This window comes from Paenibacillus lentus (genome assembly GCF_003931855.1).
GTDB lineage: Bacteria > Bacillota > Bacilli > Paenibacillales > Paenibacillaceae > Fontibacillus > Fontibacillus lentus.
This window is the reverse complement of sequence record NZ_CP034248.1, coordinates 4,657,630-4,677,895: the sequence shown is the minus strand read 5'-3', so window position 1 is coordinate 4,677,895 and position 20,266 is coordinate 4,657,630. Positions and strand designations below refer to the sequence as shown.

Sequence of the window (20,266 nt, the reverse complement as noted above, 5' to 3'; positions counted from 1 at the left end):
AGGTTTTTCCTATAAGTTGTAAGACTGTTTTCACAAGGATTCAAGTATCACTAGGACTAAAGAATTGCGATCATGAAGGAAAGGAATGTATAAGTGTTGGAAACAAATGAATTGAACAGAAAAGTGGAAGAGCCCCCGTTGGGCGTATCGGGTTTGGGAGGATGGTTGGTACTCGTACAGATTGGCTTGTATACTTCGATCATCGGAAGATTTGTGACTATGATTCAATCATTTTCTATGCTAGGTTCGGAGACAGGGAGTCTTCTGACCTCTCCTAATTCGCCATATTATCATCCTATTTGGAAGCCAGCTTTTATCTTTGAAGGCATATCATCGGTGATTATGCTGCTATTTATTATTATTATATTAACAAGCTTCTATCAGAAAAAGAGGGCACTACCTCGTTTAATGATTATCCTGTATAGTGTTAACTTTTTATTGCTGTTGATTACTGTCCTTCTGGTCAACGAAATTCCAATGGCTAAAGAGGTACAAGGCGTAAATTACACTTCCACACTGATTGGCGGTGTTTTGGGATGTGCGATATGGATTCCGTACTTTATCCGATCAGAGCGGGTAAAAAATACATTTAGAAATTAATAATAGTTATACATAATGCAATAAACAAATGTTCTTACCGTCGCTGTTGCCCCCGGGTTTCTGAATTGATATAAGTTCAAAAGAGGCAGAAACCCGGCTGCAAAGCGAATTTAAAGGTAAGTTTGAAATTAGCCGATGTCGTCTCATGAAAAAAGCTTAAGATGGGGTGATGACTTTTGATCAATTACAATGGGAAAGTAATCGCAAATAAGCTCAGCAAATCTCTTATATGAGATCAGCTGGGCTTTTGTCATTAATAACAGCTGTGGACAGATTATACAAGAATAGGTTCCTATATTTTATGGTAAAATAAATCCAACATACAGACCTACTGAATAGACAGGAGGCGACTTCATGAGATTATGGTTACGGTCAGGGCTAATTGTTGTATTCATAATTGCTATAACGGCGGCTTGTGCGCCGAAGCAAGCTCCGGATTATGATCAGAATGCGAACGCGCCAAATCCTTCGCCATCGAATCAACCTTTGCCTGAAGTCGGATCAGGATCAGACTCGATAGAGAATGGAAATAGCAATGGTCAGGAGAAAGATCATGCCAAGAGTATGCTAGAGCAGATGAGCACGGCAGAGAAGCTCGGACAATTGGTATTGGTCGGGGTTGAAGGTACGACGCCTGACGATACGGCACGACAATTTTTGGAGGACTACCATGTGGGTGGGTTTATTTTTTATAAAAATAACATCAAGAATGCCGAGCAAGCTCTTGATTTTTTCAATCAGCTAAAGAAAATGAACAAGGAGAGCAAGGTGCCCCTGTTCTTGAGTGTGGATGAAGAGGGCGGACGAGTGACCCGAATGCCCGAGGATTTCAAAGCCTTGCCGACGGCAGAAAAGATCGGGGCTTCGGGAAGCGAAGAGTTGGCAGCGGACCTCGGAAGCATTATTGGCAAAGAGCTGAGCGGCTTCGGATTAAATATGGATTTTGCTCCGGTACTGGACGTAAATAGCAACCCCAGTAATCCGGTCATTGGAAGTCGATCCTTTGGAAATAATGCTGAAGTCGTTAGTCGGATGGGGATTACCATGCTGCAGGCAATCGAGCAGGAAGGCGTCATTCCAGTAGTAAAGCACTTTCCTGGACATGGCGATACTTCAGTCGATTCTCATTTGAGCTTGCCTGTTGTGGAGCATGATTTGGAAAGATTAAGGCAACTGGAGCTGGTGCCCTTCGCCCGGGCGATCAAAGAAGGTGCGGATGCGGTAATGGTTGCTCACCTGCTTATGCCGGAGCTCGATGCCGAGCATCCAGCCTCGTTCTCTAGAGCGGTAATTACCGAACTGTTACGGGAAGAACTGAATTTCCAGGGCGTAGTCATCACGGATGATATGACCATGGGAGCGATTGTAAAGCATTATGACATTGGGGAAGCGGCGGTCAAATTCATTCAGGCTGGGGGAAATATCGTTCTAGTCGGACATGAGAAGGACAGACAGCTTGCGGTAATCCATGCATTGACAGCAGCGGTGGAGAGTGAACAAATTACGCTGGATATGCTGGATGATCGCGTGTATTCCATTTTGAAATTAAAAGAAAAATACGGCCTGCGTGATGAACCAGCAGACGGACCGGATATTAAGGCGATCAATCAAGAGATCATAAATATTTTGAGCAAGCATAATACAAAGCAATAAAGACGAAGCAAACTAATAACGGACTATGACCATATTTTACCAAACGTATGTTTGTAAACAAATGTAACTTTTCGCCTTCATAGAACGTCTAAAACCTGAGGGCTTTTATAGCTTATGGAAAGCGTTGGATATGGAGGAGGCATTACAAGTGCAAGGTTGGAGAGAGCTCGGTTACCCGAGGAAATGGATTTTGTACATGATCCTTTTTATTGCCACATTGATCGGAATGAGATTTGTTCTACATACAAAGCTGCCAGACGAGGGAAGACCATCGTATTTATTTATGCTATGGAATACCTTCTTAGCATGGATACCTCTAGGTTTGGCCATTGTATTGGACATGACCAGCCTGCTTAAAGGAAAAACATTGAAGCTAGTTCTCTTTCTCGGCGTTGGTTTGCTGTGGCTGTTTTTTCACCCCAATGCCACTTATTTAATTACGGATATGCTTCATCCGTTTCACCGTTACCCGATTGCTTCTGGCACAGGTGTGCGCTTCTGGGAGGACAATCTGTTCTGGGATCATCTTTTTACGATGTTTTTTGCCGCTCTGCTAGGACTGGCAATCGCCACGGCTTCTTTGGCTTCGGTTCATGCGCTCGTGCGTAAATACCTGGGTTCGGTTATTGGTTGGATATTTGCTGTTTGCGTTCTGCTGCTCAGCAGCTTTGGTGTTTATTTGGGACGGTTTATCCGCTGGAATAGCTGGGATGTACTTCGGGATCCACTGCGTATTTTTGGCGAAACGATCTTATATCTGATGGATTTTGAACATTTGCGTCATGCGATCGGTTTCTGCAAATGGATATTTTTGATTACATTATTTTGTTACGCGTTTGCTTATTATTTTGACAGATCAGGAAGTAGAGCTCAGCGTAGATAAATAGGGGGCGAACAGTGATGGCGATTCGTGTTAAAGAGGGGATCAGTAAGAGATTTCCAGTATTGGAGAGTCCGCGTCTTAGATTACGCAAGATTACAGAGGAGGACTGCAAGGACTTGTATCAGTACATGACGAATCCGTTGGTTAGGAGAAATACTTCCTTCGAGCCGCAGACCATGCTGTTCCCAGCCCGGTTATTTCGATACTTTAGGGCATGTTATGAATCGCTTGAGAATTTGCATTTTGCCATCGAACTGAAGAAATCTAATAAAATGATTGGGGTATGCTCACTGCAATACTGGGATCAGCTCAAGGGTAAAGCGATGCTAGGTTATTTGTTGTCGCCAGCTTGCTGGCGACAGGGATATGCGACGGAAGCAGCCCGGTCTTTAATTACCTTTGGATTCGAAACTTTGGAGCTTGACAGAATTGAGGCGCGCTGTGCCGGGGATAATCCTGCATCTGAACGCGTTCTGCAGAAATGTGGCATGAAATATGTCAAAGCGATACCAATAAGATCGAGGGAGAGGGGAAATGTAGAAACTGCCCAAAAACTATATGCGGTGAATCGGGAAGAAATTGCAAAATAGTTTATAAATATCTTTCGTTTGTTACATAAATGAAATATTACTGTGATCGTTCTCTAACAGTAAGGGGGTACACTTAATACATGACCCCCTTTTGAATATATTTGTCTTTGGAACCCAGCGCCGTATCGCATGGGTTCTCTTTTTTGTATTTTTACAGCGGAACTGTCTGTTTTGTTTTGTTTTTGAAATACACCCATTCCGTGAAGCCGATTTCCTTGAGCCGTGCGGCGACCTCTTCCCACTCGTCCGCCACGCGGGAAGGAACGTGGGCATCCGATCCGAAAGTGACCTCGACCCCAAAATGCAGCGCTCTCTCCAGAATGGAGTCCGAAGGGTACCAGCCCCCGGACAGCTTTGTCTTCCCTGAGGTATTGATCTCTATAGCAACACCTTCCTCCGCAATGACTTGAAGTGTCTCATCGATCGCTTCAGCGGCGGGGATGTCCGAAAATGCAGGGTAATTTCCTTTCATTGCATCGATATGTCCCAGAATTTGAAACATTCCACTGCGTGCGGATTCACGAATTAAAGCATAGTAGGCTTCTTTGTCTGCGACATGCTGCTCTTTGTTTAACTTTTTCCAACGGTTTTTATTAAAAATGCTGACATTTCCGACACTGTGCACTGATCCGATGACATAGTCAAATGGATATTGTGCTAGCGTTTGGCGATAAATTTCCGCATGTTCCGGGAAAAAGTCGGACTCGATACCTAACAGCACATCGATCTTACCTTCGTATTCCCGCTTGAGCTGCAGAACTTCCTCTACGTAATGTTTAAGCTCTTGCTTGGCCATCGCAATACGCGGGAAAGGCTGCTCCTCCGGACTGCCGAAATACGGGGTGTGATCGCTAATGCCGATGACGGATAACCCTTCTTTAATTCCGGCTTCGATATAATCCCGGATGTTGCCATCAGCATGGCCGCAGCGGAAGTGGTGAGTGTGCAGATCGAATTTCATGATGATACTCCTTTTTAATCAGAATAAATTATTCGGAACTAATAAAATGAGTTTCCGGCATTCCTTTTAAATCGTTCAGAAATTGCTGCATGGCCGAATTGATGTAACGGCCAGATTTGTATATGACGCCAACGGGATGGGTCGTTTCAAGCTCGGGAATCGGTACGATCTTTAATGTTCCCTGACGAAGCTCGCGCATGACCGATTGCTTGGATATAATTGCGGCTCCTAGATTGATTTCGACCATTCGCTTGACTTCCTCGCTGCTGGAAAGCTCTACTACGATTTCTGGCTCTATGCAGTGCTTGCGGAATACTTCATCAACAAACCGTCTTCCCACCGTATCGGGGGACAGCATGATCATCGGTACCTCCCGCAAAGAGTCCAATGTAGGCGACTGAGCCCCTGCAAGCGGATGAAGCGGAGACACGACAAGCTCAAATGTATCGTAGTACAGCACCGATGCATGAACCTGGGGGTTGTTCTCGATCAAATAGCCGATACCGATATCAACGAGTCCCTGCTCCACATTTTGATAAATTTGCGAGGAGGGCATAGACTGAATCGTCGTCTTGATCAGTGGAAATTGGTCTTGAAAATAGGATAAAATGCGCGGCAGAATTTGTATGGCAATTGAAGTAGTTGTACCAAGTACGATATGACCTTGTGGAATATGTTCCATATCGGAAAGCTTTTGCTTCAAATCCTCGACAATGTCAAGAATAGCCTCGGCACGTTCGAGAAAAACCTGCCCGCGATCTGTTAATGTTACCGGCTGATTACGATCAACTAGGACCGTGTTGAACTCATCCTCCAGGCTTTTGATTTGGGCGGAAACTGCGGGCTGAGTCAGGTTGAGGAGTTCTCCTGCCTTACGAAAACTCTTGGTCTTAGAAATCATTAGTAGTGTTTCCAGTTGGCTTATGTTCATCCGAACTCTCCTTTCGCAGCTGTTGTTGTCCAGCTTATTTTGCTGCTACGACGGCGAACATGTTCATTTCATTAATTATAGGGGATGAGCCCTTCATAACGCAATGCAAGGCATCGCCCCTAGGGAAAGTCACGCTTTAAAGGAGAGAAAAGCATAATGCAGAATATTGTATTGTTCGATTTTTAATGACTTATCCCTAGGAATAAAGTATAATATTTTAAAAGTGGAGAAACGGGACTTTTGTATTGTATTAATTACTTCCAAGTGTAAAGGGGCGCATATAACAGTGAAAGCGGAAGTGATAAATCCTTTTCTTGAATCAGCACGTTCGGTCATTGAGCAGGTTATTCAAATTTCACCTTCTACCGGGAGTCTTGGTGTCAAAGACATTAAGCCGGAACATGATCATATATGGATACAAATCGGCATGACAGGCCATTATAGCGGCATAGTTGTGTTTGGTCTGCAAGAGACGGTGGCACTGCGTATGGTATCGGCCATGATGGGGGGATTCGTTCTTACCGAAATGGACGAGATGGGTCAGAGCGCTATTTCGGAGCTAGGAAATATGATAAGCGGAAATGCCAGCGCAATTTTATCAAACCAGGGCTACGCCGTCGATATTACGCCTCCTCAAGTTATCAAAACCGACACAGCCATGAATGACACATTCCCTCGCAAAGCACTCTGCATTCCTCTCATGATGGATGGTATCGGAGAACTGGATATTCAAGTCATGATCTCTTAAAATAGAATGATGGGACTAGGAACTAGCTCTAGAAGATATATTTGAAGGGCTAGTTCTTTTATTTACGTGTAAGGACTACCCTTTGGAAGGGATGAGAGAGGAAATCATGTCGTTAACGAATCAGGTTATTGTTGTGACTGGGGCTTCTAGCGGGATTGGAGCCATTGCAGCTCAAATGCTGTCGGAACGTGGCGCAAACGTTATTCTTGCCGCCCGGTCGATGGATAAGCTGGAGAAGGTTGGAGCCGGGCTAAAGGGCTCATACAGGCTACTATCTATGGATGTTGGGAATGATCAATCTGTCGAAGATGGATTTAAGGAAATTTACTCGCAGTATGGCCGAGTAGATTGTTTGTTGAATAATGCTGGATACGGAAAGTTTACATATTGCGATGAAATGTCACTGGATGAATTTTCTGCTATGATGAATGTGAATTATATGGGTATCGTAAGATGCACTAAGGCCGTGCTACCTTACATGAAACAAGTCCATGCTGGGCGTATCGTTAATGTGGCTTCGATTGCGGGCAAGCTGGGGACTTCAAAGTCTACGGCTTATACAGCAAGCAAGCATGCGGTCCTGGGCTTCAGCAGTGCGCTTCGCCAAGAGGTTCGGGAGTACGGGATCAAAGTGACGACGATTAATCCGGGCCCAATCGATACACCGTTTTTTAACTTGGCTGATCCAAGCGGACATTATGTTAATAATGTGAAATGGTTTATGATGAAGCCTGAACGGGTTGCAAGGGCTATTGTGTCTGCTGTGGAGAAAAGTCCTGTGGAAGTAAATTTGCCTTGGGTTGCCGGTGCAGGTGCAAAGTTCTATCAACTGTTTCCCCGTCTCGCTGATAGGTTGAGCTACCGGATGTTAAATAAGAAGTAGAATAAAACCGGCTGAAGGAGTCAGCCGGTTTTTTGGAGTAAACCCCACGGAGAGGTTAAAAAACATGGCGAATTTGGTGGGATTTACTGTTATCGCATATAATGAAAGATATGACTTTTACGGTGAGGATGAAGATATATGAATACGATAAGTTTTGCCGGGTTAGGTATTGAGGAGCCGCTCTTGTCCAGGTTGGCGGATTTTGGGATTTCAGAGCCTTCGCCGGTCCAGGCGGAGAGCATTCCCGCAGCATTAAGCGGACGTGATGTATTGGCCCAATCTCAGACAGGAACGGGAAAGACACTGGCTTATTTGCTGCCGGTATTGCAACAAATGAATCCCGAGGAAAAAGCGCTGCAGGGTGTTATTTTAGCTCCGACTCAAGAGCTGGCGATGCAAATCTATCGCGAAGCGGAAAAATACGGTGAGCCGCTGGGCGTGGGTGTCCAAGCCCTAATCGGTGGAGCGGCGATCAAACGGCAGCTGGAGCGGCTGAGGCAGCACCCGCAGCTTGTTGTCGGTACGCCGGGGAGAATTCGCGAAATTCAGGCCCTGCGTAAGATCAAGCTGCACACGGTACGCACCGTTGTAGTCGATGAAGTAGATCAAATGTTCCAGCTCGGAGGAACGGCCGATGTGGAGCATATTTTGCGGGGAACGCTTCGGGAACGTCAGTTGATGTTCCTGTCGGCAACGATCAACGAGGAAATCAGAAGTTTAGCCGCTAAAGAGATGAAGGATCCAGTAGAGATCGGGATCGAGCCGGAACAGCGCACGGCAAAAAGCTTGGAGCATATTTATTTTATAACGGAAGAACGCGACAAAATCGATATGCTTCGAAGAGTTATCCGGCATTATGATCCAGCCAGAACGATTGTGTTCATTAACCATACCGATCATATTTCCGAGGTTGAGGCGAAGATGAATTATTTGGGGCTTCATGCGGGAGCACTGTATGGCGATGCTGATAAAACGGTTAGGGCCGCGACACTACGCCGCTTCCGCGAAGGGAAAATCCGCGTGTTGGTCGCGAGCGATATTGCCGCCCGCGGCCTGGATATCGAAGATCTTGATCTTGTGGTTAATCTAGACCCTCCGCCGGACACTGAGCATTACGTGCACCGTGTAGGCCGAACGGCAAGAATGGGGCGTAAAGGGCTGGCTGTATCCATTATTTCAGCTAAAGAGCAATTTATAATTCGAAAATTCTCAAGGGAGCTTAGAATCCAAATTTCTTTACGGGAAATGTATGCCGGTAATGTGATTAAGCCGGACTCTGTTTCCAGCGGAAGGAGAAAGGCCGTAAAAGGAGCCGGCCGGGCTTCTGAAGGAAGATCGGCAACTGCAAGCAAAAGCTCCTCACATCAAGTCACCTCAGGACAAGGCCTCCCTAGAAAAGGGGCTGAGAATAAAGCGGGTATTTCAACTGCAGCCTCTGGGTCTAGAAGTGTGACAAAGCGACTTGGCCCAGGATCGGTTAAGGGGGATAATCGAACATCCAAAAAAAACGATCAGGATCGTAAGAATAAAGGTGCTCCAAGATGGCTGAAAGACAAGCAAAATAAGGGGTAAAGGATCGGCAACCGGGAGTTTTAGGTTGAAGAATCTACGTTAGGGGGGAACGCTTGTGAGTGAAATGCCCGTATTGCAAGTGGAAGAACTAAGCGGGGGCTATAGCCTCGGTCGTCCTGTGCTTCACGATATTCAATTTGATGTACAGCCGGGAGAAATGGTCGGCCTAATTGGGCTGAACGGCGCGGGCAAGAGCACGACGATGAAGCATATATTGGGGCTGATGACACCTCATCGAGGAGGTGTCGTGATTCAAGGAAAGACGCGGGATGAGGAGCCGGAGACTTATCAGTCTTCTTTGGCTTTTGTTCCGGAATCGCCGTTATTGTATGAAGAGCTGACCGTAAGAGAGCATTTGGAATTCGCCGCTAGAGCCTACAATGTAGGGCAGGAGGATTATGCCCAGCGCTCGGAACGGCTGCTCAAGCTATTCCATATGGAGGAGAAGGCGGATAGCCTGTCAATGCATCTCTCCAAGGGCATGAAGCAGAAGGTGATGATCATGTGCGCTTTTGTGGCCCGGCCTCCGCTGTACATTATTGATGAGCCATTTCTCGGCCTTGATCCGCTCGGAATTCGTTCCTTGCTGGATTTCATGCTCGAGATGAAAGAGAGTGGTTCCTCGATCCTGCTTAGCTCTCATATTTTATCGACGATTGAAAATTATTGCGACCGATTTATTGTACTTCACAAAGGCAGAGTCATCGCTCAAGGTACATTGACTGATATTGCTGAACAGGCTCGGATGCCTGGCGCATCGCTTGAGAATATGTTCTATGCCTTGGTCAAGGACAAGGAGTAAACGATGGATTTGAGGGCGCTGCGTAGCCAGCGTAAATCATCATTCTGGGGTCAAATTATCCCCTATTTGCCTTATGTATTTCAGAGTGGAGTCGCGGTCGTGCTCCTTATTCTGATAATCGTATTCTCGGCATGGTATACCTCATTCCTGCAGGCTCTGCCACCGGGTCTGCCCATTCGCTGGATTATGTTTCTGCTGCTAGGGCCTTTAACTGTGTATTCCGGCTTTCGAACCTATGTGCAGCCGGCGGATGTAATATTTCTGCTTCCGCAGGAATCGAGGATGAAGGAGTATTTATTTCCGGTATATTTCAGCGGGGTTGTATATAAACTGCTCGGACTATATCTAGTCACGCTTACTGTATGGCCGATGTATGTTAGAAGCGGTGAACCTGTGATTCCGTTCTGGGGGATGCTTATTGTTCTTCTGCTTCTGAAGGTGCTGAGCACTTACGGTGCCTGGCAGGAGCTTAGAATTACGACCTCTCGGGCCAAGGCAGGCTATCGATTGCTGCGCTGGTGCTTCATCCTGCTCATGCTTGCGGCTTGGATCTGGCAGCCGGCTTGGTGGAAAAGTCTACTGTTCATGCTTCTGCTAAGCGTGAATTATGTGCTTGCTTTGCGTTTTCCGATGAAACATGCTTTAGCCTGGGAGAATTTAATATCGTACGAAAAATCCGGCGCTGCCCGAGCAATGATGATTCTCGGCTGGTTCGTAGAGATTCCCGCCGAAGGGCAGAAGGTCATTCGCCGCCGCTGGCTGTCGATGATCGGTAATCGGATTCCCTGGAAACAGAGCACCTCGTACCGCTATTTACTTATCAAGACCTTCGTCAGGAGCGAACTGCTGGGCATCATTGCTCGTTTAGCATTGCTGGGCATGCTGCTCATATATTGGACGGGGAATTCTTGGTTAGGGGTGGCCATTTATGTATTTTTTATTTTCATAATCGCTACCCAGCTTACCGCTCTGCGGTATGTCCATCGGGATTCTCCGGCAGCCTCCTATTACCCGATTATGCAGGGCATAAGGCTTAAGGAGGTGCTGCGGCTTATTTCTCGGCTGTTGTTCGTTTTAGCTGCAATATTATGGCTGCCTCTCCTCGCGGCCTCTTTAATTAGCCCAGATGCCAATCCAATGCTTGGCATAGGCGGATTAGCCGCTGGCATGTTGCTTGTGCTGATTCTTCGCTCCAATTGGACGCGAAAATGGAGTAATCTTGAGGAAGATGAATAATGGAGACGATTATAACGACAAACGCCCTGCGGCTGCAGGGCGTTTAGTTTTTAGATTCGAATCTAATTCATTTGACGTTGGATTAGATGAAAGCACGGCTCACAATGACTAACAAAATAAAGAGTACAAGGATTACACCAGTGCTAGTGAACAATCCGCCGCCATATCCGCCGTAACCGCCGCCACAGCCGCCTCTTCCTTCCTCAAAACCGCTCATGTACATACCCCTTTCCAACTAACATTGTGTAAGTCACTACGTAGTGTATGATCAGGGGCGTGATTATGCTTGGGCGACTGTGCCGATACCTGCCGGATATTATTTGGATTGTAAATCCATTACCGCCTTGTAAATGATATCGAACAGCTCTTCCAGGTTGTCCTCAGCAATACAAGAGAAGGCAATGCGCAGATCATGTTCGCCAAGGGCAATCGTTCCAATGCCGTATTCATGGAGCAAATGCTGACGAAGCTCCTCGGCCTGCACCTCTCTAAGCTTAAGACACATAAAGTACCCTGAGTTAAATGGGTAGTATGCCCATACGTCACCATATTTTCCACTGTCAAGCAGGGATTTTACTTTGTTTGCTCGGCCTTTCATGACCTGGAACTTCTCTTCTTTCTGCGTTTCGAAATCTGGGGATTTCAGCGCTTGAAGAACAAATGTCTGTGATGGATGAGCGCCGCTCGAGATGGTGGCACGAATGATGCCCAGTGTCTTTTGCTCTAGAGCAGCGAGTACTTCCTTGTTTTCTGCCGCAAATGTAATGAAGCCTACTCGAAAGCCCCATACATATTCTTCCTTCGTCGCACCGTCTACCTTTATTGGCAAAATACGCGGATGAAGGCCGGCTAGTTTGCCGTAGAGGGATTCGGACAAGGAATCCTCGAAGAACAGGCCAAAGTATGCGTCATCCGTGACGACAACAACGTTAATGCCTGCTTCCGCAGCCTCTTGGATCGCAGCGACGATTTGTTCTCCTTCCTTAGCTCCCGGAGTGTACCCGGTTGGGTTATTTGGGAAATTAAGAATAACAACGGCTTTGCCTTTGTCTTTCTGAGCAAGGAGCGTCTCGCGGAGACCTTCACTGTTGAATTTCATATCTTCAGTAAATAGTGGGTAGTTAACGATAGAACCGTGGCGACGGATGCCGAAAGTCAGTTCATAATTTTCCCAATTTTTATCTGGATAAATTACAGCATCCCCTTCATCTACGAATAGGTCAGCCACAATGCTTAGCCCGTGAGTAAGTGCATTAGTGACTATGGGATTACCGAAGCTTTTACCGTTCAGGGAAGGATTCTCGCGGATCATCTTTTCGCGCCATATCGTTCTCAACTCGGGTTTGCCCGCAGGGGGAGCATAGGGATACAGATCCTGCGGCTTATAGGCAGACAAGGTATCTTGAATAACGGCAAGGTGCATCGGGCCGCCATTTTCCGTGGCAATACCGATGGTGGCATTGAACTTCTTCGCATGGCTGGAGGCTTCCGCAGATTGACTAAGGATTCCTTCCTTCGGAAAGTAAATCTCCTTGCCTAGCGTGGACAGCATTTCAAATAAATGGGCATTACCGGATTTAAGATTTTCGTTCAACTGCTCCGCAAGTGGGTTCATTGCGTATCATCCTTCCGATCAGTTTGATATAATGGATAGCTTCCGTTTTTACTGCCTAACATTATATCACTTTGGCTATAGGGAGTCGATGATTTCGTATTTACTCCCCAGCATGGAAAGGACAGTATTTTTGCATCTGCTCTACTGTTTCGTCATCCAGGTTTTCGCCTCTCTTTCGAAGGGCTTCAACGACGTTTTCAAATGTATCGGCCTTTAGATTTTGTCCAAACTTGAACTTGGCGCTGATCTTGGCGGGGACGATACGAATCAGAGCGACGGCCTTCAGTTGTCCGGCATAGAGTGTGTTCGCCGGATCGATAGGAGCATAGCCGCCTTCCGGCTGCAGCTTCTGCATAAACATGCTGAAAGCATCAGCCTTCTCCTGCAAATCGTTTACGATTTCAACATGCCCGCTAACCATTACACTCTTGAAGTAAGCGGAAGCGGGACAGGCGAGCTGCGGGTGGGTGAAATAGGACGGAATGATTGCATATTCCTTGGCGACCGTGAAGCTGACATTCGAATTGGATTTTAGATGCTTCATTTTTTCTCCGGCCAGACTGCCGTGCACATAGAAATAGCCATTTCCGTACACAAAATTCAAGGGAGTAACCCGGCACATGCCATCGCTGCCCACAGTGCCGAGAAAGCCGAAGGTCATCTCCTGCAGAAAGCTTTCTACTTCCTGTTCATTTTCGTTCATCGCAAATTCTTTTCTCCTCATAACCTAATTTCTCCTATCTTTTGATATTGAGCTTGAAATTAGTGTACGTACTGGATTGACATAAAAAAAGAACCACTTTACATTAAATTGACTGATCCACTTTTGATAAATGATAAAGATAGGGTGATTAAGCTTGGATTTTATCCTTCCGATAGAAAGGCATAGCAAAATACACCGTTATAAATATTTGGTGCTCTATTACGCGCTGCGCGAGGCAATCCACGACGGGATTCTAACGGTCGGAACTCGCCTTCCTTCTACGCGTGAACTTGCCGCACTATACGGCTTATCTCGCGGCAGTGTATCTCAGGCTTACGATATGCTTCATGGAGATGGTTATGTTTATGCGGAGATGGGAAGCGGTACTTATGTATCCGATGTGATTCCTCGTTCAACCCAACAATTACACGAAGGTTCAACCATTGAATTGTCCGCGTGGGGAGGCATTGTAACCGAACTTCCACGGCTGGAGCAGAGATGGTGTTCTTCGGACAATCTGATCTCATTTTGCGATACTGGGCCATCCTTGGAGTTATTTCCTTTAGCCGAATGGAAGAGTGCGATCGCAGCGGCTGTCAGGGAGGAGCTTGACTCGTCTTCCCTAGCGCTCGAGGACGCGGCTGGCGATATCGAGTTACGCGAGGCGATTGCTGCTCATCTGCGGCACAGCCGCGGTATTGCGGCAGATGCGGAGCAAATCTGCCTGTTCAATGGCTCGATGCAGGCGCTCGTGCTGCTGGCCCAGCTTCTGCTGGGGCCAGGCCAGCCGGCAGTGCTGGAGAACCCGTGTTACACGGGGATCTCCCGAGCCGTCGCCGCCTGCGGAGCCAGAACCATCGCCGCTGAGGTTGACGGCGATGGCATCGTGCCGCGCGATTGGGACGCGCGGCTGCTGTTTGTGACGCCGGGTCGGCAGTACCCGACCGGCGCAGTGCTGTCCCCGGCGCGGCGCCGGGAACTGCTCGCCTGGGCGGCGCGGCGGAACGCTGTCATCATCGAAGATGATTATGACAGCGAGTTTCGCTTCGCCGGCCGGCCGCTGGAGCCGCTGAAGGCGCTCGACCGCGAGGAACGCGTCGTGTATGTCGGCTCCTTCTCCAAGACGATGTTCGCCGCGCTTCGCATCGGCTATGCAGTGCTGCCGCCAAGTCTTGTGGAGCCGATGGCTCGTGCCAAGGCATTGTACGAGCCCGTCTCTCCAGCCAGGCTGGAGCAGCGAGCGCTGGCTCGCTTCATGCGGCGTGGGGAATATGCCCGACATTTGCGGAGAATGCGTCGTTACTATGGGGAAAGGCATGAATGGCTTTGTACCTCAATGCACGAATATGCCGGAGCGTTGTTTGACCTCCAGCCATCTGATGCCGGCTTGCATGTGTATGCTCGCTGGTGCGGTACTGCGGAGGATTATGAGCTTTTTCGCTCTGCTGTGTTTACGGACGGCGTGCATTTCCGGGATGCATCAATTTATCATTTATCAGCGGGAGCACCAGCGGCTTGCTTTTGCTTTGCCCGTTTGGATCACAAACGGATCAGGGAAGGAATCCAGAGAATGGCGGATGTATGGAAAGTGGTTTTAAGCGGACGCCGGTAGGCGATATAATATATTCGGAATGATTTTGATTCGGGAGGGGAAAGGGCATGCTCCATGTTTCACCGTCCTCGTTCATATTAAAACCGGCCTTTGCGAAAATCGTTTGTGAGCCGGGCTGGAAATGGCATAAACGGGATAAGCCATTGGCCAATTACGATTTATTCTATGTATGGAGTGGGGAAGGCACGGTTAACTTGCACGATAAGTCTATCCCCGTTTCCAAAGGCAGCTGTTTTTTGTTTCGCCGCGGTGACCATCCAAGTGCTACGCATAATCCGCAGCGTCCGCTCGTATTGACTTATATCCACTTTGATGTGGATGAACCTGTAAGTGAAGTCCCGGGCTCTTACCGCAAACTGGAAGATACGCTTGATTTCGAGTATATGTTATCGCGTTATGTTCGTTTGTTCCTGATTAAAGCTTACGCCTTTGAAGAAGAAGCTCGGCTCATATTGAAGCAACTGCTCATTCATCTGCTACGGGAGGAACGTTATGTGCCCGTGGAGAAAAAAGTCAGCAATCAGCTTGCGGAAATTATTCTCGAGATAGCCAATTACGTTGTTCAGCAGCCCGGTTTACCGCATAAAGTGGATAGCTTAGCAGCTCGGGCAGGGCTATCGCCGCGTTATTTTTCTATCAAATTCAAGGAATTAATCGGTATGCCGGTGCAAGCATATATTATTAAATCCAGAATCGATCGGGCCCAGCATTTGCTTTTGCACGCTGGAATGAACGTGACCGAGGTGGCTGACGCACTTGGATATAAAGATATTTTCTTTTTCAGCCGCCAATTTAAGCAATATACCGGCAAGAGTCCCTCAGAGATTCGATAGCCGAATTTTTTTTGAAAAAAGATGTTTCAAAAGCCTCCGAAAAGGGTAATTGAATTTTGATTTACGTCTTGGAGGAGGTGACATGCAATGGGACAAAGACGGCGGATTCGCAGCCGTCAGTGCGCAACTGCTGGCTGCAATATATTTCGGAATCGTATACGTCGCAACAGAGTATCCGGTCATGAAGGTGATAATTGGTTCTAATTACTGACAACTTAATATAATATCAATCAAAGCAGCTGCTCAACCGAGTCGGCTGCTTTTTAGTATGATTCGCTGTCTTAGCAGCTTAGGCGAAGGAAAGTAGTGGTGATAGGGCGACTGATCGTAGAAATAGTATTATATTTTGTTGGCATGCTGAATCCTCGTTCTAAGTTCTTCCAACTACAATAGAGGTGCAGACGATCAGGGTATCAATCACATGAGATCGTTTTATTTTAGTGCACTGCACACAGGGAGGAAGGGCGATGAGAACATTGAAGGTGTTGCGGAGGATTCAAAGGCCATTCATTTTTTTGTTGATTTTTTTGTTGGCGTTTCCAGGTGTTATGTTCAATCAGGGTGTGAGAATCGCAGAAGCAGTGGAACCGATTAGGATGGCCATCGAGGTTCCGATAGAGAATCCGGGATTCGAGAATGGCGATGAATCGGGCTGGACCGTGACCGGGGCGACTTATGCAGTCAATGTACAGAAGAATGCAGATAACGCTCATAGCGGAGATCATTATTTTAATTATTGGTTCGGGGATCGTGGGTACGAGCTTCGCTTAACACAGAAGATCAGTGGTCTTGTGGACGGCAACTATGAACTGAGGGCATGGGCCTCTGGCGATGCGGGCAATGCGGACAATGCTGATTTACAGTTGTTTGCGGAGACGGTAGACAGCAGTGGCAATCCTTTTATTCTAAGCACGGAGATTGTCAATACAGGCTGGGGGAACTGGGACGAGTTCATTGTTCGTGATATTGAGGTGGTCGGGGGAGAAATTACCTTCGGATTTAATATAGCGGCACCGGCAGGTTACTGGGGTTATTTTGACGATGTCGAGCTCGTGAGGATTACGGAAGAAGATTCATTTGATCCAAGTGAATTTATTAAAGGTGTGGATATTTCTACGCTGCAGGCATTGGAGGACATAGGGGTCAAGTATTACGAAGGCGGAGTTGAGAAGGGTCTGCTGGAGATACTAAAAAATCACGGTGTAAATTATGTTCGTTTGCGAGTTTGGAATGATCCTGTGCAGGCCGATGGTTATAATGACAAGGCGCATACGGTAGAAATGGCGCAGCGGGTGAAGGCTGCGGGGATGAAGCTGCTTGTGGATTTCCATTATTCCGATTTTTGGGCTGATCCGGGTCAGCAGGTAAAGCCGGTTGCTTGGCAAGGACTTAGCTTCACGGAATTACAGCAGGCAGTCTATGATTATACTTCGGAAGTATTGACAGAGCTTGGTGCTGTAAATGCTTATCCGGATATGGTGCAGGTTGGTAATGAGATTAATAGCGGAATGCTGCTTCCAGACGGGGCGATCCGCAATTTTGACAACCTGGCCGATCTGTTGAAGCAGGGGATTCAGGCTGTGCGTGACAAGACACCGTCTAATCATGAGACGAAAATCATGCTCCACCTTGCTGAGGGAGGAAGCAATGACAAATTTCGCAGTTTCTTTGATCAAATCCAGGCACGCGGTGTGGATTACGATATCATTGGTCTATCCTATTATCCATATTGGCACGGAACTTTTCAGGATTTGAAAAGCAATTTGGACGATCTAGTGACGAGGTATGGCAAGCAGGTTGTTGTGGTAGAGACTGCTTATGCCTACACTTATGAAAACGGGGATGATCATGGCAATATCGTTAACGAGAGCGAGACGGATATCGCAGGGTTCCCTGCTAGCGTGGATAATCAAAAGCTCGTTATTGAGACGGTATTCAATACGGTAGCCAACGTTAGGAATCAGAAAGGTCTTGGGGTGTTTTACTGGGAACCGGCTTGGCTTCCCGGAGTAGGCTGGAAATCGGGAGAGGGCAATGCGTGGGAGAACCAGGCAATGTTCGATTATGATGGCCATGCTCTGGAATCACTAGATGTATTTCAATTTATGCCAGGAAGTATTGCGGAAAAACTTCCGATCTTAGTTTACCCTGCTGATAAAATTACGGTTGCCAAGGGGGTGGCCCCTGTACTGCCAGCCACGGTAAAGGTGCTGTATAATGAAGGATCGATCTCACAGGCGGCCGTAACTTGGGACAGCATTGCGGCAGAGCAGTTGCAAACGCCGGGAACCTTTATGGTTCAGGGTAAGATACCAGGTTTGGAGCAAAAAGTTCAAATTGAAATTACGGTATTAGCACAGGCGAACATGGTCAAGAACGCCGGGTTTGAGAGCGGTGATCTAAGCCATTGGAAGCTGACAGGAACGAGTTCGGCTGGCAAGGTTGAGAACAATGCCGGCAATGCCCATTCTGGAAGTCACGCCTTTAATTATTGGCATGATGCGCCGTACTCCTATCAATTGACGCAATCCATAGCTGAGCTGCCGAATGGAACCTATGAGCTTAAGGCTTGGGCCTCCGGAGGCGGTGGGGAGACAGAAATGAAGCTGTTTGCTGAAAATAGCGCTGGGATTATCTTTAGCTCGGAAATAGTTAATACAGGCTGGAATAATTGGGCGCAGTATGTTGTTGAAGGCATTGAAGTAAAGGATGGACAGCTAACGATTGGATTTGACGTTGAAGCACCGGCGAATACATGGGGATATTTCGACGATGTGGTGCTGATTCTGACCGAAGAGGAACCGACTACTCCACCAACGCACCCGACCACGCCAGTGTCACCAGGTGCTGGTGGGGGAAGGGCCTCCACTTTAAGCCCGGGGTCAGATAAAGCAGAACCGATCAACAAACCCGAAACTCATGCAGGCCAAACTACTATTTCGCCTGAGCAAATCAAGATTAATGAAGCAGGAAATGGATTGGCTAGGGTAGCGCCAAATGTGAGCCAAGTCATTTTGACGGAAGAGTCTCTAGCCTTCCTAGGTCAGCGTCAATTGGAGTTGACGAACGGCAGTATATCATTGGTTATTCCTGCGAATGTTCTACAGCAGCTTATTAAGAGCGCGGGAGCATCGTCAGGCTATGAGATTGCTCTGCAGTTTGAAGCAGTGGATCAAGAAAGCGTGAAGGCGGCTCTGCAACGGGGAGCTGATCAAGATGAATTTACAACAATCCAAATATTGGGGAAAGCTTATGATTTTAAATTAAGCCTGATAACTTCCGATGGGTCGGATATAGAATTGTCGAGCTTCCCGTCTCCGATTACGGTCAGGATTAAGTTGGATGCAGTTAACAATTTGAAGCAGACCGGCATCTTCTATATTTCCGATGGAGGTAAGCTGGAGTATGCTGGAGGGCAATGGGCCAATGGAGAAATCAGTGCGCTAGTTGGTCATTTTGGCCAATATGCCGTGCTCGAGTTTACGAAGCGGTACACGGATGTTCCAGATACGTATTGGGCACATGATGCGGTATCTGAGCTTGCATTCAGACAGATCGTTGTAGGAATGTCAAGCGGTTCCTATGAGCCTGCTGCCGATGTCAGCCGTGCCGAGTTTGCCGTGATGCTGGCTCGTGCATTAAAGCTTAACCCGGTAGTTATGGATTCGTTCACGGATGTATCTAGGGATGCGTGGTATTATAACGCCTTGTCGGGAGCCTATCATGCAGGACTCGTTCAGGGACGGAATGATCAAACATTTGATCCGAACGCTCCGGTAACTAGGCAAGAGATGGCGGTTATGGTGATGAAGGCTTACGCCTTTCTAGGTAAATCGTTGACTGCACAGGAGGCTTCGCACAGCTATGCAGATGCAGCTCAAATCGCGGATTGGGCCGCAAAGGATGTAGAGTCGGCTTCTTCTCTAGGATTGATTCATGGAAGAGGACAGGGGGAGTATGCTCCTAAAGCTCCTTTGACTCGTGCTGAAGCAGCACAAATTGTTTATCAATTGTTATCTAAGTGATCAGGCGGATCACGTATTACGAAGGGGCTGGCATCGATTAGGATGTCAGGCCCTTATTTTTTATCATAAGAGGTATAATCCACCTAGGCTCAGTCCAAGATCTTTCTAGTCTCCAGCCTGTGGAGCTGCATAAATAATTAACTAGAATAGAAGGAGAACGAAGGAGAACGAAGGAGAACATTAGAAAGAAACTTTAGAAGGAACGCAATAGAAGGAAAACAATAGTAGGAAAATATATAGAAAGAAAGCAATAGAAGGAAACTTTCGTTGGTACTTACATAAATGATGGGATGGCACATACTTTAATTTCATGCGGAACGAATACACAGGAGGCAGAGCATGAATAAAAATGGGATTATAAATTCAAGCTACAGCAGGAGTGGGAGCAGAAGTGGACGTAGAAATGGGCGCAAAAGTGGAAGCAGAAGTGGAAGCAGAAGTGGATACGGAAGGCGGATGAACTTCATAACCGTGACTGCTGCGGCGGTATCTTTGATTGTACTGGCTGGTTGTGCTGGTTTTAGGGATAAGTCCGATGAGGTAATTGGCTAAACGGAACGGCTGATTCGCTAGAGCAATCGCTAATTCAGACGGCTGAAGACTGGAGAAAGAAGTAAGG

The 20,266-nt window shown here is 47.2% G+C and carries 19 protein-coding genes; 14 read left to right on the top strand and 5 right to left on the bottom strand.

What is annotated here, in order from left to right; translation table 11 throughout:
• Positions 1-96: 96 nt before the first annotated feature.
• From EIM92_RS21275 to EIM92_RS21260, 4 genes are all read left to right on the top strand, one after another.
• Entirely contained in the window at positions 97-600 is a 504-nt protein-coding gene (locus tag EIM92_RS21275; RefSeq protein ID WP_164515169.1) for a DUF2569 domain-containing protein, read from the top strand.
• Positions 601-954: 354 nt separating this feature from the next.
• Positions 955-2,253 (top strand): beta-N-acetylhexosaminidase, encoded by a 1,299-nt coding sequence (gene nagZ / locus EIM92_RS21270; protein ID WP_125084548.1) that lies wholly within the window; start codon positions 955-957, stop codon positions 2,251-2,253.
• Between the two features lie 148 nt (positions 2,254-2,401).
• Positions 2,402-3,136: a DUF1361 domain-containing protein gene (locus EIM92_RS21265; protein WP_125084547.1), complete on the top strand. Its 735-nt coding sequence runs from the start codon at positions 2,402-2,404 to the stop codon at positions 3,134-3,136.
• A 17-nt stretch (positions 3,137-3,153) separates the two neighbouring features.
• Positions 3,154-3,726 carry a GNAT family N-acetyltransferase gene (locus EIM92_RS21260; RefSeq protein ID WP_125084546.1) on the top strand — a complete coding sequence of 191 codons (573 nt, stop codon included), beginning with the start codon at positions 3,154-3,156 and terminating at the stop codon, positions 3,724-3,726.
• Positions 3,727-3,877: 151 nt separating this feature from the next.
• On the opposite strand, the gene EIM92_RS21255 is transcribed toward EIM92_RS21260, so the two are convergent.
• Together EIM92_RS21255 and EIM92_RS21250 are read right to left on the bottom strand one after the other, a co-directional pair.
• Positions 3,878-4,687 carry a histidinol-phosphatase gene (locus tag EIM92_RS21255; RefSeq protein WP_125084545.1) on the bottom strand — a complete coding sequence of 270 codons (810 nt, stop codon included), beginning with the start codon at positions 4,685-4,687 and terminating at the stop codon, positions 3,878-3,880.
• 28 nt (positions 4,688-4,715) lie between these two features.
• Entirely contained in the window at positions 4,716-5,618 is a 903-nt protein-coding gene (locus EIM92_RS21250) for a LysR family transcriptional regulator (RefSeq protein WP_125084544.1), read from the bottom strand.
• A gap of 286 nt (positions 5,619-5,904) precedes the next feature.
• On the opposite strand from EIM92_RS21250, the gene EIM92_RS21245 reads away from it, so the two are divergent.
• The 5 genes from EIM92_RS21245 (at position 5,905) to EIM92_RS21220 (ending at position 10,859) form a co-directional block, all read left to right on the top strand.
• The gene (locus EIM92_RS21245) at positions 5,905-6,366 is read left to right on the top strand and encodes a chemotaxis protein CheX (RefSeq protein WP_125084543.1); all 462 of its coding nucleotides are present in this window, start codon (positions 5,905-5,907) and stop codon (positions 6,364-6,366) included.
• 106 nt (positions 6,367-6,472) lie between these two features.
• Positions 6,473-7,249, top strand: a complete 777-nt coding sequence (locus EIM92_RS21235) for an SDR family NAD(P)-dependent oxidoreductase (RefSeq protein WP_125085307.1) — start codon at positions 6,473-6,475, stop codon at positions 7,247-7,249.
• Between the two features lie 138 nt (positions 7,250-7,387).
• On the top strand, positions 7,388-8,821 hold the full coding sequence (locus EIM92_RS21230) for a DEAD/DEAH box helicase (protein ID WP_125084542.1): 1,434 nt from the start codon (positions 7,388-7,390) through the stop codon (positions 8,819-8,821).
• 55 nt (positions 8,822-8,876) lie between these two features.
• Entirely contained in the window at positions 8,877-9,623 is a 747-nt protein-coding gene (locus EIM92_RS21225) for an ABC transporter ATP-binding protein (RefSeq protein ID WP_125084541.1), read from the top strand.
• Between the two features lie 3 nt (positions 9,624-9,626).
• Positions 9,627-10,859 (top strand): ABC transporter permease, encoded by a 1,233-nt coding sequence (locus EIM92_RS21220; protein ID WP_125084540.1) that lies wholly within the window; start codon positions 9,627-9,629, stop codon positions 10,857-10,859.
• An 82-nt stretch (positions 10,860-10,941) separates the two neighbouring features.
• Here the strand turns inward: EIM92_RS21220 and EIM92_RS24785 are convergent, their stop codons facing one another.
• From EIM92_RS24785 to EIM92_RS21210, 3 genes are all read right to left on the bottom strand, one after another.
• Entirely contained in the window at positions 10,942-11,076 is a 135-nt protein-coding gene (locus EIM92_RS24785) for a YjcZ family sporulation protein (RefSeq protein ID WP_211344398.1), read from the bottom strand.
• A gap of 99 nt (positions 11,077-11,175) precedes the next feature.
• Complete coding sequence (locus EIM92_RS21215; protein ID WP_125084539.1) at positions 11,176-12,474, bottom strand: aminotransferase class I/II-fold pyridoxal phosphate-dependent enzyme; 1,299 nt, start codon at positions 12,472-12,474, stop codon at positions 11,176-11,178.
• 100 nt (positions 12,475-12,574) lie between these two features.
• Positions 12,575-13,198, bottom strand: coding sequence for a pyridoxamine 5'-phosphate oxidase family protein (locus EIM92_RS21210; RefSeq protein ID WP_125084538.1), 624 nt, complete (start codon positions 13,196-13,198; stop codon positions 12,575-12,577).
• Between the two features lie 133 nt (positions 13,199-13,331).
• On the opposite strand from EIM92_RS21210, the gene pdxR reads away from it, so the two are divergent.
• The 5 genes from pdxR (at position 13,332) to EIM92_RS21190 (ending at position 20,199) form a co-directional block, all read left to right on the top strand.
• Positions 13,332-14,789 (top strand): MocR-like pyridoxine biosynthesis transcription factor PdxR, encoded by a 1,458-nt coding sequence (gene pdxR / locus EIM92_RS21205; protein ID WP_125084537.1) that lies wholly within the window; start codon positions 13,332-13,334, stop codon positions 14,787-14,789.
• A 47-nt stretch (positions 14,790-14,836) separates the two neighbouring features.
• The gene (locus EIM92_RS21200; RefSeq protein WP_125084536.1) at positions 14,837-15,622 is read left to right on the top strand and encodes a helix-turn-helix domain-containing protein; all 786 of its coding nucleotides are present in this window, start codon (positions 14,837-14,839) and stop codon (positions 15,620-15,622) included.
• Positions 15,623-15,704: 82 nt separating this feature from the next.
• Positions 15,705-15,833 carry a hypothetical protein gene (locus tag EIM92_RS24535; RefSeq protein WP_281279640.1) on the top strand — a complete coding sequence of 43 codons (129 nt, stop codon included), beginning with the start codon at positions 15,705-15,707 and terminating at the stop codon, positions 15,831-15,833.
• A gap of 256 nt (positions 15,834-16,089) precedes the next feature.
• The gene (locus EIM92_RS21195; RefSeq protein WP_125084535.1) at positions 16,090-19,647 is read left to right on the top strand and encodes a glycosyl hydrolase 53 family protein; all 3,558 of its coding nucleotides are present in this window, start codon (positions 16,090-16,092) and stop codon (positions 19,645-19,647) included.
• Positions 19,648-19,986: 339 nt separating this feature from the next.
• Positions 19,987-20,199 carry a hypothetical protein gene (locus EIM92_RS21190; protein WP_125084534.1) on the top strand — a complete coding sequence of 71 codons (213 nt, stop codon included), beginning with the start codon at positions 19,987-19,989 and terminating at the stop codon, positions 20,197-20,199.
• Positions 20,200-20,266: the final 67 nt, after the last annotated feature.